The following is a 12,113-nucleotide window of genomic DNA, read 5'->3' as shown; positions in this document are numbered from 1 at the left end:
GGCGTTTGCCCGTGCTTATATCTGCATAGCTGTTTCAGAATAGTGACAAAAAATTCATATTCTTACGTCGAATGCTAAATAGGAAGGTAAGCTTGTAACAATAATTAACGAGTGAAATACTCGGAATAAACAATGAATGGAGAAAATATATGCACTGCAACATCTTGTTTATTTTAATCTCATTGGGTTTTGTTTGCGCAAAAAACAACCTCAGATATTTTTAGCCGAGCTTATGGTATACTCCGCCGCCTTGACGTTTGCCATCGCACTTTTTCATTGAAACATAACGAGGAAAATAAATGAGTACGCCTGATTTTTCCACTGCTGAGAATAATCAAGAACTGGCTAATGAAGTCACCTGCCTGAAGGCCATGTTAACGCTTATGCTGCAGGCAATGGGACAAGCCGATGCAGGACGCGTGATTCTTAAAATGGAAAAACAGATCGCGCTGATTGAGGACGAAACACAGGCCGCGGTATTTACCAGCACTGTTAAACAAATTAAACAGGCCTATCGTCAGTGATAAGAAACCGGCTGACAGCGATGCTCTCAGCCGGTTTTGCGTCTGACACTCAGAACGACATTTTATTCAGATAAGCCCCGTTGCGGCAGCATAACAAGCAATCTGTGTTTTGTTTGGCGCGTTAAACTTCTTCTGCATATTCTTCTGATGAAAGTTAACGGTATTTTCAGAGATCGACAGAATCATTGCTATCTCGGAAGAGGTTTTCCCCTCAGCGGTCCATTTCAGAATCTCTTTTTCGCGCTTGCTAAAACGCATCTCCGGCGCCATGACCATGTCATCTTCCAGCCGCATAAGTACTGACAGACTTTCTCGTATCAGCAGTTGCATCCTGAGCTCGACTTCATCCTGCGCATAGCGGCCATTACGCACGCTTGCGCGTGACACGGACAAAAAGCCTAGCGCCCGATTTGGCAACATTAGGCATTGCGTCATCCCCTTGCGCAGACCGTGATTACGCGCGGCGTCCCACAGCGGTTGTGCGTCACGGAACAAGGCGTCATCCCACGGTAAGTGGCCCTGACTGAAGTTTTCGGGTTTCAGTACCGGATCGATAGCGAAATAATTTTCGGATTGGTAATGTGCGACCCATGCTTTGGGATACGTCGTATGAAGTACCGTTTTAGGTCGGGTAAAGGGTACGGGATGCCGGACGCAGAGCGCATAAAAGTCGAACTCTAAGTGCTGCGTCTGATGTTGTAATTCGTCATAGACATCCTCTGCCGCCGCCATTTCCTGAAAGCGTAACAGCATGCTCCGTCGCCAGGTGAAGAAATCATGATCCTGCATACTAAGTGGTAATGCCCCTGAGATTGATAATCATCCAAATGTATGAAACAAGCTAACACATAAATGTATTTTATATATGCAAATTATCGGACAAATAAGAAATTACTTGAGTGTAACGTAACAGCCCACAATGCTGGCAGGATGAAGCAATAATAATAAAGCAGCAATTATAAATAGTTATGCAACAAGCACTCACCAAAAAAAATATTTCGATGAGTGCTCTCTGACCTTTTATTGCATCAGGAACTTTTCAAGAAACTGACGGGTTCGCGGTTGCTGCGGATGCGTGAATAATGATTTTGCAGGCCCCTGCTCCACTATCTTGCCCTGATCCATAAATATCGCCCGGTCAGCAACGTCACGCGCAAAACTCATTTCGTGCGTCACAATGACCATGGTGCGTTTTTCCTGCGCCAGCTGACGAATAGTATTAAGTACTTCGCCAACCAGTTCCGGGTCAAGCGCGGAGGTCGGTTCATCAAAAAGAATAACTTCCGGACGCATAGCCAGCGCCCGGGCAATAGCGACTCGCTGCTGCTGACCGCCGGATAACCGCCGTGGATAGCTGCTCTCTTTACCCGCAAGCCCAACCTTTGCCAGAAGTTCACGCGCGCGCGCTGTCGCTTCCGCCTTCGGTTCGCCCTTCACAATTACCGGACCTTCAATAATGTTTTCCAGTACTGTGCGATGTGGAAATAAATTAAAGTTCTGGAACACAAACCCCACATGCTGGCGCAACTGGCGAATCTGTCCTTTCTGCTGGCTTAAGGAACGTGCGGTATCAATGGTAATGTCTCCAACCTTGATGGTGCCCGCCTCCGGTTGTTCCAGCAAATTTATACTGCGCAACAGCGTGGTTTTGCCTGAACCGCTCGGCCCGATAATCGCCACGACTTCACCAGGCTTAACGTCCAGATCAATGCCGTGCAGTACCGTTTGCCCGTGAAATTTTTTCACCAGGTTTCTGACTTCAATAGTACTCATTTCGGATCTCTCTCCTGGCGGTTGAGCTGTTCTTCAAAATAGTTCTGCAGCGCAGAAAGCACCGTCGCCATGATCCAGTAAATCAGCGAGGCCGCCAGATACATGGTAAACACCTCCAGCGTGCGTGAAGTAATCAGCTGCGCCTGGCGGAACAGTTCCGGGACCTGGATGGTCGCGGCCAGTGATGTGTCTTTCACCAGACTGATAAAACTGTTGCTCAGCGGCGGCAATGCCACGCGTGCAGCCTGCGGTAGAATCGCCCTGCGCATCGTCTGCCATGGCGTCATACCGATACTCGCCCCGGCTTCCCACTGACCTTTATCAATGGAGGAGATGGCCGCACGCAGCGTTTCTGCCGCGTAAGCCGCGGTATTCAGCGACAGACCGATCATTGCTGCGGGAATCGGATCCAGCTCAATACCAAACTGCGGCAGACCGTAGTAGATCATAAACAGCTGGGCAATTAACGGTGTGCCGCGAAAGATAGAGATATAAAAGCGCGCCAGCCAGCGCACAGGTAACAGTGACGACAAACGCATTAGCGCCAGGATGAACCCCAGCACCAGGCCAAAAAACATCCCGCCGATGCTCAGTTGGAGCGTAAATACCGCCCCTTTCAGCAGATACGGCAGCGAATCAATGACCAGTTGGATACTTTCTTGCATGAGTATTTTTCTACCTGGTTGTCATACATGTGGATGGTAGGCAAACAACGCAGGTGCCCCACCGGTATGAATAAAGAGGATTGGCCCTTCGTCTTTAAAGCGTTTCTGGCTGATACCGTCAATCAGGCCTGCCATCGCTTTACCGGTATACACCGGATCCAACAAAATGCCCTCCAGACGAGCCAACAGTTTTACCGCCTCCATGCCTTCTTCATTTGGCGTACCGTAACCCGGCGCAAAGTAATCATCCCACAGTAAAATATCTGCCGCCGCAGTCAGCTCCAGCTCACTGGCAATGGCCTGCTGCAACGCAACGACTTTTGGTTTTTGGTCAGCAACGCTGCGCGAAACGGTGACACCGATAAGCTCAACATCCGGCATCAGTTGCTCCAGACCCACCGCCAACCCGGCGTGCGTTCCCGCACTGCCCGACGCGACCACCACGGAAGAGAGCGAAACGGCCCCTTCACACTGCTGGGCAATTTCCAGCGCGCTTTCCACATAACCCATCGCCCCCAGAGCATTAGAGCCCCCAATAGGGATCACATACGGGCGGAACCCTTGCGCTTCAATGCGCGTCGCCAGCTCCTGCAACTGCGCATTCGGATCGGTTAGCGCGTCACACATTTCGATCTGCGTATTAAACAGATCCAACAGCAGACGGTTGCCATTGGTGAGATAGTTTTCCGCCGTGGTGCCAATCGGATTTTCCAACAGCGCCACGCAGTGCAGGCCAAGCTTAGCCGCGACCGCCGCAGTCTGACGAACGTGGTTCGACTGGATAGCCCCTGCGGTGATCAATGTGTCTGCGCCTTCACGCAGCGCGTCTGCGGCCAGGAATTCCAGTTTGCGCAGTTTATTGCCGCCCATCGCCATCGGCGTGACGTCATCGCGTTTAATGAAAATATCGCGCCCGAGGTAGTCGGAGAAACGTGGAAGATATTCGAGCGGCGTTGGCGCGCCAATAAATTCCAGACGTGGAAAGCGCGTTAAGTTATGCAGCGGCATACAGCCTCCGGTATTCGTTGTTGTGATGTTCTTTTTATTATGCACGCTCAGGCGCAATGAAATAAAAAAAGGCGCTGTTAAAGGCGCCTTTTTTCATCGGATGCCGATTATTTCGTCACATCCGCTCCAAACCATTTTTCGGACAGGGCTTTCAGCGTGCCGTCTTTTTGCATATCGGCAATGGCTGCATCCACGGCTTTCAGCAGATCTTCATTGCCTTTACGCAGCGCCACACCAGATTCCTGGCGGGAGAAAGCTTCACCGGTCACGGCCAGTGTGTCTTTGGTTTTCTTCACCAGATCCAGCGCTGCCAGACGGTCAACCAGAATGGCATCGATACGGCCTACGCGCAGATCCTGATATTTGGTCGGGTCATCATCATAGGTACGAATATCTACGCCCTGCACGTTCTGACGCAGCCACTCTTCGTAGTTGGTTCCAAGCCCAACACCGACTTTTTTACCTTTCAGGTCCGCCGCGGTTTTAATAACGCCTTCGTTACCTTTTTTCACCAACGCCTGGATACCAGAAACCGTATACGGGGTAGAGAAATCGTATTTCTTCTTACGTTCGTCAGAGATGGTTACCTGGTTTATCACCACATCGATACGTTTGGAATCTAACGACGCCAGCATGCCGTCCCATTTGGTCGGCTTGAGCGAGGCTTTCACACCCAGATGTTTAGCCAGCTCCTCGGCAAATTCCACTTCAAAACCAGTCAGTTTGCCATCGTCACCCTGGAAACTAAACGGGGGGTAAGTCCCTTCAAGCCCCACCAGCAGCGTGCCGCGCTCTTTCACTTTATTTAACAGACCTTCGTCCGCAAATGTTTTTGCGCTCATACCAGCGACAAGTGCAACAGCCATTACACCCATCAGCGCCTGACGTCCCAGAAGTGCTAATTTCATAGTTACCCCGAATATTGTCATTAGTGACTGCTATTTATCCACAAAATCATTCGAGTTGCATCAAGGCGGCAAGCGAGTAAGTCCCCAGGAGCTTACTAAAGTAAGTGACTGGGGCGCCAACGCAGAGACAGCTTGAAGGATGACGTGTATATGACCGTAGTGTAGAGCGTTTGTCATGATCCACAAACACCACTCTGTTACACCTTATTCGTTTTTAATATATATCAGAACTGGCTGTCCAGGCGGATTTCTGCATATGCCCCATATGTGTATGGGCTTTAAACTGCTCATACTTACGTAGCGCAATGCGGTAGTTATTGGTGCTGGTTTCTGGCAGCCACGGGGCGAGGTTTTCGTCGAGGAACCCTTCCTGCAGCAGGTCATGAGAAATTTTTTGTTCAGTCAGATGATTGCCGAGACGACGCAGGCGAACAACATATTCGCGCACCGTACCGTGGCTCATTTCGGTTTGCTCAAACAAAAATTGTTTAAAGCCGATGATGTCAAAGAAGTCGCTTTGCTCTTTGCAATGCAAATCACCGCAGAAACGGCATAACGCCACCCACTCTTTTTTCTCTTGCGCCCATTCAGCATCATCAAGCAGCGTGTCCAGGCGGGAGATGGCTATCTTATTCACAATCTGCCCGCGACGAACCAGCGTGATCCTGTCAAGCAACTTAAAGCAATGGGCGCAATGCGTCTGGCTGTGTTTGAAATCTTTGAGGTAGCGGCTTAGTGGCCGTCTTTTTGATTGCTGCACCGTCATGAGAACTCCTGGTAGTCAATACGTTATGCGGCATTGTTCAGGGGCAAAGATTACCCCTTATAGCTTACCCAGCTTGGTGCGTAGACGTTTGATAGCCTGGCTGTGCAACTGGCTGACCCGTGATTCGCCCACTTCCAGAACAGCACCAATCTCTTTCAGATTCAGCTCTTCCTGATAGTACAGCGTCAATACCAGCTTCTCGCGCTCCGGCAATGCATCAATCGCATCCATCACGCGCTGACGGAGGTTCCCCTCAAGAAGCTGTTGTAACGGGTTTTCTTGCTGATGTTCTTCTGTCACCAGCTCAATACTATCGCCATGCTCTTCCCGCCACTCGTCGTAGGAGAAGAGTTGGCTGTTATTGGTATCAAGCAACATCTGACGATACTCTTGTACAGGGATCCCCAGACGCTCCGCCACTTCAGTTTCCGTCGCGTTGCGCCCTAATTCCTGCTCCAGTTGCCCCATCGCCTGTGCCACTTCGCGGGCATTGCGCCGAACGCTACGCGGCACCCAGTCCCGGCTGCGTAGTTCATCCAGCATAGCCCCACGAATACGCTGCACTGCGTAAGTGGTAAATGCCGTTCCTTGCAAAGCGTCATATCGGTCAACTGCATTCAATAACCCGATGCCGCCCGCTTGTAGCAGGTCATCCAGTTCCACGCTCGCCGGCAAGCGCACCTGAAGGCGCAATGCTTCGTGACGCACCAACGGTACATAACGCTGCCACAGCGAGTGTTTATCCATTACACCTTCAGCGGTATACAGTGAATTCACGATAAACAGCCCTGCGTTAAATGAGTTATCGGCATGATTATCCGTTTCTGCAGGGGTTTTAATCGGGTGAATAGTGGGTGAAATGGGGGGTTATTTGGGGGTTACGGGTAAAGCGGAATGTAAAAAACCCCGCCGGAGCGGGGTTTGCGCGATAAGTGTAAATTAACGCAGCAGAGACAGGACGTTCTGCGTGGTTTGGTTTGCCTGCGCCAGAACAGAAGTACCCGCCTGTTGCAGAATGTTTGCACGAGACATGTTGGACACTTCGGTCGCGTAGTCAGCATCTTCGATACGGCTACGGGCTTCAGACAGGTTGTTTACGGTGTTACCCAGGTTAGTGATGGTAGAGTTGAAACGGTTCTGTACCGCACCCAGGTCGGAGCGCAGGTCAGCAACTTTCGCCAGCGCCGCGTCGATTTTAGCCAGCGGGCTTTCGGTTTTGGTTTTTGCAACTTCGTTCAGCGCGGCACCCGATTTGAAGTTATGATCTTTTACACTGGATGCCAGGTACTCTTTACCACCCACGCTAGCCACTTCGGTTTTACCGTTCACACCACCAAACTGAATCGCTGCCTTCTGGGGAGCGCCTTTGTCATCAGTATAAGCAACCGTTTTAGCAGTGATAGTTCTGGTTTTCTCATCATATTCAGCGGCATATTGTTTACCGTTGTAGCTCAGAGCATAACCTCCATCAATAACTTTGCCATTTTTGTCTTCAAAAGACATTTTGACTAAAGTAGTATTATCCTTATCCGCACCTACAACGCCAGCAGCAACTAATGCTTTTGCTGCGTCTTCAGTCACTGGCTTGCCGCCTGCAAAATCTTCAGCTTGATATTTTGTTACTGTTGTAGTTTCAGCTTTAGTAATATTTGTCTCTTTAGCGCCAATCACTACGGCACCAGTAGTGTCGCTGATAGTCGCTTTGTACATTCCGTTACCTTTACCGGCGTCGGTACTACTTGAGCCAGTGATATTTACATAATGTTGACCATCTTTGAACTCAACTGTCGCCTTACCCTCGCCTGCAGTACCACCAACAGCGTTATCAATTTCTGTCTGAGTAGGTGCAACAATGTCCACACCATTTTTATAAGTCTTAGGAGCCGTAACCTCAGCAGCAGTCGTCTTATAACCATCCTGCACGCTCAGGCTATCCAGACCCAGGGTTTTGGAGTTGATTTCTTTCAGGTTGATATCGATGGTTTCGCCATCGTTAGCACCAACCTGGATGGTCAGGGTGTTGTCTTTCGCCAGTACTTTCACGCCGTTGAACTGGGTCTGACCGGATACGCGGTCGATTTCGTTCAGACGCTGAGTGATTTCAGCCTGGATGGAGTCGAGGTCAGACTGGGAGTTGGTACCAGTAGAAGACTGAACCGCCAGCTCACGAACACGCTGCAGGTTGTTGTTGATTTCAGACAGAGAACCTTCAGTAGTCTGCGCGATGGAGATACCATCGTTGGCGTTACGGGACGCCTGAGTCAGACCCTTGATGTTAGAGGTGAAACGGTTAGCAATCGCCTGACCTGCAGCATCGTCTTTCGCGCTGTTGATACGCAGACCGGAAGACAGACGCTCAATAGCGGAGCTCAGAGAAGACTGAGATTTGTTCAGGTTGTTCTGGGTCAACAGCGACAGGCTGTTTGTATTGATGACTTGTGCCATGATCTTTTCCTTATCAATTACAACTTGATGTTATTGGGCTGTTGCCCACGGTTTCTGACCGTAACCCATGTATCGGCACCTTAAATTCGAACTTTAGAAAATTTTTACTTTCCGCCCATTTTTTTCTTAGCCCCGGAAATACCCGCTTTAATTACCACTATTCCGCGCATTATTTTTGCAAAACTATTATTAAACTTTGCGCGCAGATTGCCGATATAGCGGTTAACTACTGTTTGCAATCACAAGGAATTAGGCATGCCTTCATTTACATCACTGGGCGTTGGCTCGAACTTACCACTGGACACATTGCTGACAAACTTAACCACTGCTGAGAAAAAGCGCTTAACGCCCATTACCCAGCAGCAGAGCGCTAACACCTCGCGTCTGACCGCGTACGGTACGCTGAAAAGTGCATTAGAAAAATTTCAAACGGCGAATACCGCACTGAACAATGCCGACCTGTTTAAAAGCACCACGGCAACCAGCAGCACAGAAGACTTAAAGGTCAGTACAACCGCCGGTGCTGCTCCCGGTAAATATACCGTCAGCGTGTCCAAACTGGCACAAGCACAGTCGCTATCAACCACGTCCAAAATTACCTCTACCAAAGAACAGTTGGGCGATACCAGTGTTGATGAACGCACCATAACGATTTCACAACCGGGTCGTAAAGAACCCCTGGAAATCAAGTTAGGCAAAGGCGAAACCTCTCTGGAGGATATTCGTGACGCCATTAACGATGCGGACAGCGGTATTTCGGCAAGTCTGGTAAAGGTTAAGGAAGACGATTATCAGTTGGTGTTAACCGCGGAAAGCGGCACTGAAAGCGAAATGACCATCTCCGTCTCGAATGATTCGAAACTGAGCGATTTACTGTCCTATGACAGCAAAGCGGGCAGCGGCAAAATGAAGCAACTGGTCGGTGCGCAAAATGCGCAGCTGACCGTCAACGGCATTGATATTGAACGTCAAAGCAATACCGTAACTGACGCACCGCAGGGCATCACGCTGCAACTGACCAAAGAAGTCAAAGATGCCTCTATCACGGTAACAAAAAGTGATGAAAAGGCCACAACGGCAATTAAAGCCTGGGTGGAAGCCTATAACTCACTGGTGGATACCTTTGGTACGCTGACTAAATATAAAGAAGTTGAACCGGGTGAAGCGGCCAGTACAGATAACGGCGCGTTACTGGGCGACAGTGTTCTCCGTACCATTCAAAACGGTATTCGTGCGCCATTTGCTAACAGCGGCAGCGAGTCCCCGTTTAAAACCATGTCTGAGATTGGCATTACTCAGGATGGCGGCACTGGCAAGTTAAAAATTGATGAAGAAAAACTGGCTAAGGCACTGAAAGATAACACAGCAGCGACCCGTGAACTGTTGGTGGGTGACGGCAAAGAAACCGGTATTACCACCAAGATTGCCACCGAAGTAAAAAGCTATCTGGCCGATGACGGTATTATCGACAATGCGCAAGACAATATTAACGCCAACCTGAAACTGCTGACAAAGCAGTATCTGACCGTGAGTAACAGCATTGATGAAGTCGTGGCTCGCTATAAAGCACAGTTTACCCAACTCGATTCCATGATGAGTAAGCTGAACAGCACCAGTACCTATCTGGGCCAACAATTTTCAGCGATGAATAATTCCTGATAACACGAGGTAAGCATGTATACCGCGAGCGGTACCAAAGCCTATGCACAGGTCAGCGTGGAAAGCGCCGTGATGAGCGCCAACCCGCATCAGTTGATCGAAATGTTGTTTGATGGCGCACATAGCGCCCTGGTGCGCGCTCGTCTGTTTATGCAGCAAGGCGATATCGTTGCCAAAGGTGAAGCATTAAGCAAGGCAATCAATATCATCGATAATGGTTTGAAGGCGGGTCTGGACCACGAAAAAGGAGGAGAGATCGCCACCCATCTTTCTTCGTTGTACGACTATATGGTTCGCCGTTTATTACACGCAAATCTAAATAATGATTGTCAGGCGATTGAAGAAGTCGAAGGGTTGCTCGGAAACATCGCGGATGCCTGGAAACAGATCTCACCAAACGCGTCGTCCCAGGAGTCCCGTTAATGACCTCAGCCGTGGAGTTTATCAACCGTTGGCAGCGCATTGCGCTGCTCAGTCACTCGCTGCTGGAACTGGCACAGCGAGGTGAATGGGACCTTTTACTGGAACAGGAAGTTACCTATCTGCAAAGTATTGAAGTGGTCATGGAAGAACAAACTCCATCAGGCATTACGCGAAGCGTTCAGGATTTGATTGCCGGGTATATTAAACAGACGCTGGATAACGAACAGTTGCTTAAAGCATTACTGCAGCAGCGTCTGGATGAACTCAGTACGCTGATCGGTCAGTCAACCCGCCAGAAGACGCTAAATAACGCCTACGGTCGGCTTTCCGGTATGTTGCTGGTTCCTGATGCCCCAACTGCCCCACAATAATTTCCCGTTACGTCTGAAAAATCCTCCATACTCCAGAAGTCGGCCAAACGGCTTCTGGAGTATGGAAGATGAAAAATCCCACCTTATTGCAGTACTTCCACTGGTATTACCCTGATGGCGGCCAGCTCTGGTCGGAACTCGCCGCACGCGCGGGTGGACTTAACGATATCGGCATCAATATGGTATGGCTGCCCCCAGCCTATAAAGGCGCGTCCGGCGGATACTCCGTTGGCTATGACTCCTACGATCTGTTTGATTTAGGCGAATTCGACCAGAAAGGCACTATTGCCACCAAATACGGCGATAAAAATCAGTTACTGGCGGCAATCGACGCGTTAAAGCACAACGATATCGCGGTACTGCTGGATGTGGTGGTCAACCACAAAATGGGAGCCGATGAGAAAGAACACATTCAGGTTCAGCGCGTAAACGCCGATGACCGTACACAGATAGATGACGAGATTGTCGAATGCGAGGCCTGGACGCGGTACACCTTCCCTGCCCGTGCGGGTCAGTACTCTCAATTCATTTGGGACTACAAATGCTTTAACGGCATCGATCATATTGAAAATCCCACCGAGGACGGCATTTTTAAAATCGTTAATGATTATACCGGCGAAGGCTGGAACGATCAGGTCGATGACGAACTGGGCAACTTTGACTATCTGATGGGCGAAAATATCGATTTTCGCAATCATGCCGTGACCGAAGAGCTCAAATACTGGGCACGGTGGGTGATGGATCAAACCCATTGCGATGGTTTTCGCCTGGATGCCGTCAAACACATCCCGGCATGGTTCTATAAAGAGTGGATCGAGCACGTCCAGGAAGTCGCTCCCAAACCGCTGTTTATCGTCGCGGAATACTGGTCCCATGAGGTCGATAAACTGCAAACCTATATTAACCAGGTCGAGGGGAAAACCATGCTGTTTGATGCCCCTTTGCAGATGAAGTTTCACGAAGCGTCCCGCCAGGGGCGCGATTATGACATGAGCCAGATTTTCACCGATACGCTGGTGGAGGCCGATCCCTTTCATGCGGTGACGCTGGTTGCGAACCATGACACCCAGCCGTTACAGGCGCTGGAAGCCCCGGTCGAGCCGTGGTTTAAGCCGCTGGCCTACGCGCTGATCCTGCTGCGCGAAAACGGCGTGCCATCAGTGTTCTACCCCGATCTCTATGGCGCACACTATGAAGATACTGGCGGTGATGGCGAAACCTACACCATCGATATGCCGATTATTGAACAACTTGATGAATTGATCCTCGCACGTCAGCGCTTCGCGCACGGGGTACAGACGCTCTTTTTCGATCATCCTAACTGTATCGCCTTTAGCCGCAGCGGAACGGACGACGATCCCGGCTGCGTGGTTGTTCTGTCTAACGGCGATGACGGAGAAAAGACCATCAATCTCGGCGCGAATTACGGCAATAAAACCTGGCGTGATTATCTGGGAAATCGCGAGGAAAGCGTGGTCACCGATGAAAACGGCGAAGCAACGTTTTATTGCAACGGCGGGAGCGTCAGCGTGTGGGTGATTGAAGAAGTGATTTAAAACTTAACCCCGGTG

Annotated in this window: 14 protein-coding genes and 1 pseudogene; 7 read left to right on the top strand and 8 right to left on the bottom strand. The window is 50.0% G+C overall.

The window, feature by feature from the left end; all coding sequences use genetic code 11:
- Positions 1-136 precede the first annotated feature (136 nt).
- The 3 genes and pseudogenes from I6L54_RS24680 to I6L54_RS10985 form a co-directional block, all read left to right on the top strand.
- A pseudogene (locus tag I6L54_RS24680) lies at positions 137-217 on the top strand (hypothetical protein); the annotation flags it as partial.
- A complete protein-coding gene (locus I6L54_RS24675) occupies positions 190-303 on the top strand; it encodes a hypothetical protein (protein ID WP_137378369.1) in 114 nt (37 codons plus the stop codon). The pseudogene I6L54_RS24680 and the gene I6L54_RS24675, both read left to right, overlap by 28 nt.
- On the top strand, positions 300-524 hold the full coding sequence (locus tag I6L54_RS10985; RefSeq protein WP_005127733.1) for a DUF2594 family protein: 225 nt from the start codon (positions 300-302) through the stop codon (positions 522-524). Before I6L54_RS24675 ends, I6L54_RS10985 begins: the two co-directional genes overlap by 4 nt.
- A gap of 66 nt (positions 525-590) precedes the next feature.
- On the opposite strand, the gene sdiA is transcribed toward I6L54_RS10985, so the two are convergent.
- The 8 genes from sdiA to I6L54_RS10945 form a co-directional block, all read right to left on the bottom strand.
- The gene (gene sdiA, locus I6L54_RS10980) at positions 591-1,313 is read right to left on the bottom strand and encodes a quorum-sensing transcriptional regulator SdiA (RefSeq protein WP_040232439.1); all 723 of its coding nucleotides are present in this window, start codon (positions 1,311-1,313) and stop codon (positions 591-593) included.
- Between the two features lie 231 nt (positions 1,314-1,544).
- Positions 1,545-2,297, bottom strand: a complete 753-nt coding sequence (gene tcyN, locus I6L54_RS10975; RefSeq protein ID WP_005127735.1) for an L-cystine ABC transporter ATP-binding protein TcyN — start codon at positions 2,295-2,297, stop codon at positions 1,545-1,547.
- A complete protein-coding gene (tcyL, locus tag I6L54_RS10970) occupies positions 2,294-2,962 on the bottom strand; it encodes a cystine ABC transporter permease (RefSeq protein ID WP_005127736.1) in 669 nt (222 codons plus the stop codon). The genes tcyN and tcyL overlap by 4 nt, the downstream gene beginning before the upstream one ends.
- A gap of 21 nt (positions 2,963-2,983) precedes the next feature.
- Positions 2,984-3,970, bottom strand: coding sequence for a D-cysteine desulfhydrase (dcyD, locus tag I6L54_RS10965; protein ID WP_040232440.1), 987 nt, complete (start codon positions 3,968-3,970; stop codon positions 2,984-2,986).
- Between the two features lie 107 nt (positions 3,971-4,077).
- Positions 4,078-4,878, bottom strand: coding sequence for a cystine ABC transporter substrate-binding protein (tcyJ, locus tag I6L54_RS10960; protein ID WP_005127738.1), 801 nt, complete (start codon positions 4,876-4,878; stop codon positions 4,078-4,080).
- Between the two features lie 214 nt (positions 4,879-5,092).
- Positions 5,093-5,644 carry a flagella biosynthesis regulatory protein FliZ gene (fliZ, locus tag I6L54_RS10955; RefSeq protein WP_040232441.1) on the bottom strand — a complete coding sequence of 184 codons (552 nt, stop codon included), beginning with the start codon at positions 5,642-5,644 and terminating at the stop codon, positions 5,093-5,095.
- Positions 5,645-5,701: 57 nt separating this feature from the next.
- On the bottom strand, positions 5,702-6,421 hold the full coding sequence (gene fliA, locus I6L54_RS10950) for an RNA polymerase sigma factor FliA (RefSeq protein ID WP_005127740.1): 720 nt from the start codon (positions 6,419-6,421) through the stop codon (positions 5,702-5,704).
- A 162-nt stretch (positions 6,422-6,583) separates the two neighbouring features.
- Positions 6,584-8,089, bottom strand: coding sequence for a FliC/FljB family flagellin (locus tag I6L54_RS10945; protein ID WP_040232444.1), 1,506 nt, complete (start codon positions 8,087-8,089; stop codon positions 6,584-6,586).
- A 255-nt stretch (positions 8,090-8,344) separates the two neighbouring features.
- Here I6L54_RS10945 and fliD point away from each other — a divergent pair, with 255 nt between their 5' ends.
- The 4 genes from fliD (at position 8,345) to amyA (ending at position 12,098) form a co-directional block, all read left to right on the top strand.
- Positions 8,345-9,748: a flagellar filament capping protein FliD gene (gene fliD / locus I6L54_RS10940; RefSeq protein WP_040232447.1), complete on the top strand. Its 1,404-nt coding sequence runs from the start codon at positions 8,345-8,347 to the stop codon at positions 9,746-9,748.
- Positions 9,749-9,763: 15 nt separating this feature from the next.
- A complete protein-coding gene (fliS, locus tag I6L54_RS10935) occupies positions 9,764-10,171 on the top strand; it encodes a flagellar export chaperone FliS (protein ID WP_005127744.1) in 408 nt (135 codons plus the stop codon).
- Complete coding sequence (gene fliT / locus I6L54_RS10930; RefSeq protein ID WP_005127745.1) at positions 10,171-10,542, top strand: flagella biosynthesis regulatory protein FliT; 372 nt, start codon at positions 10,171-10,173, stop codon at positions 10,540-10,542. The genes fliS and fliT overlap by 1 nt, the downstream gene beginning before the upstream one ends.
- A gap of 68 nt (positions 10,543-10,610) precedes the next feature.
- The gene (gene amyA / locus I6L54_RS10925) at positions 10,611-12,098 is read left to right on the top strand and encodes an alpha-amylase (protein WP_005127746.1); all 1,488 of its coding nucleotides are present in this window, start codon (positions 10,611-10,613) and stop codon (positions 12,096-12,098) included.
- Positions 12,099-12,113 lie beyond the last annotated feature (15 nt).

The sequence above is a fragment of the Citrobacter pasteurii genome, assembly GCF_019047765.1.
Lineage (GTDB): Bacteria > Pseudomonadota > Gammaproteobacteria > Enterobacterales > Enterobacteriaceae > Citrobacter > Citrobacter pasteurii.
The sequence above is the reverse complement of the archived record's forward strand: the minus strand, read 5'-3'. Positions and strand labels throughout refer to the sequence as shown.

Coding starts and splice junctions, on each gene's coding strand:
- I6L54_RS10985 (WP_005127733.1), top strand. CDS start 300: ATGAGTACGCCTGATTTTTCCACTGCTGAGAATAATCAAGAACTGGCT.
- sdiA (WP_040232439.1), bottom strand. CDS start 1,313: ATGCAGGATCATGATTTCTTCACCTGGCGACGGAGCATGCTGTTACGC.
- tcyN (WP_005127735.1), bottom strand. CDS start 2,297: ATGAGTACTATTGAAGTCAGAAACCTGGTGAAAAAATTTCACGGGCAA.
- tcyL (WP_005127736.1), bottom strand. CDS start 2,962: ATGCAAGAAAGTATCCAACTGGTCATTGATTCGCTGCCGTATCTGCTG.
- dcyD (WP_040232440.1), bottom strand. CDS start 3,970: ATGCCGCTGCATAACTTAACGCGCTTTCCACGTCTGGAATTTATTGGC.
- tcyJ (WP_005127738.1), bottom strand. CDS start 4,878: ATGAAATTAGCACTTCTGGGACGTCAGGCGCTGATGGGTGTAATGGCT.
- fliZ (WP_040232441.1), bottom strand. CDS start 5,644: ATGACGGTGCAGCAATCAAAAAGACGGCCACTAAGCCGCTACCTCAAA.
- I6L54_RS10945 (WP_040232444.1), bottom strand. CDS start 8,089: ATGGCACAAGTCATCAATACAAACAGCCTGTCGCTGTTGACCCAGAAC.
- fliD (WP_040232447.1), top strand. CDS start 8,345: ATGCCTTCATTTACATCACTGGGCGTTGGCTCGAACTTACCACTGGAC.
- fliS (WP_005127744.1), top strand. CDS start 9,764: ATGTATACCGCGAGCGGTACCAAAGCCTATGCACAGGTCAGCGTGGAA.
- fliT (WP_005127745.1), top strand. CDS start 10,171: ATGACCTCAGCCGTGGAGTTTATCAACCGTTGGCAGCGCATTGCGCTG.
- amyA (WP_005127746.1), top strand. CDS start 10,611: ATGAAAAATCCCACCTTATTGCAGTACTTCCACTGGTATTACCCTGAT.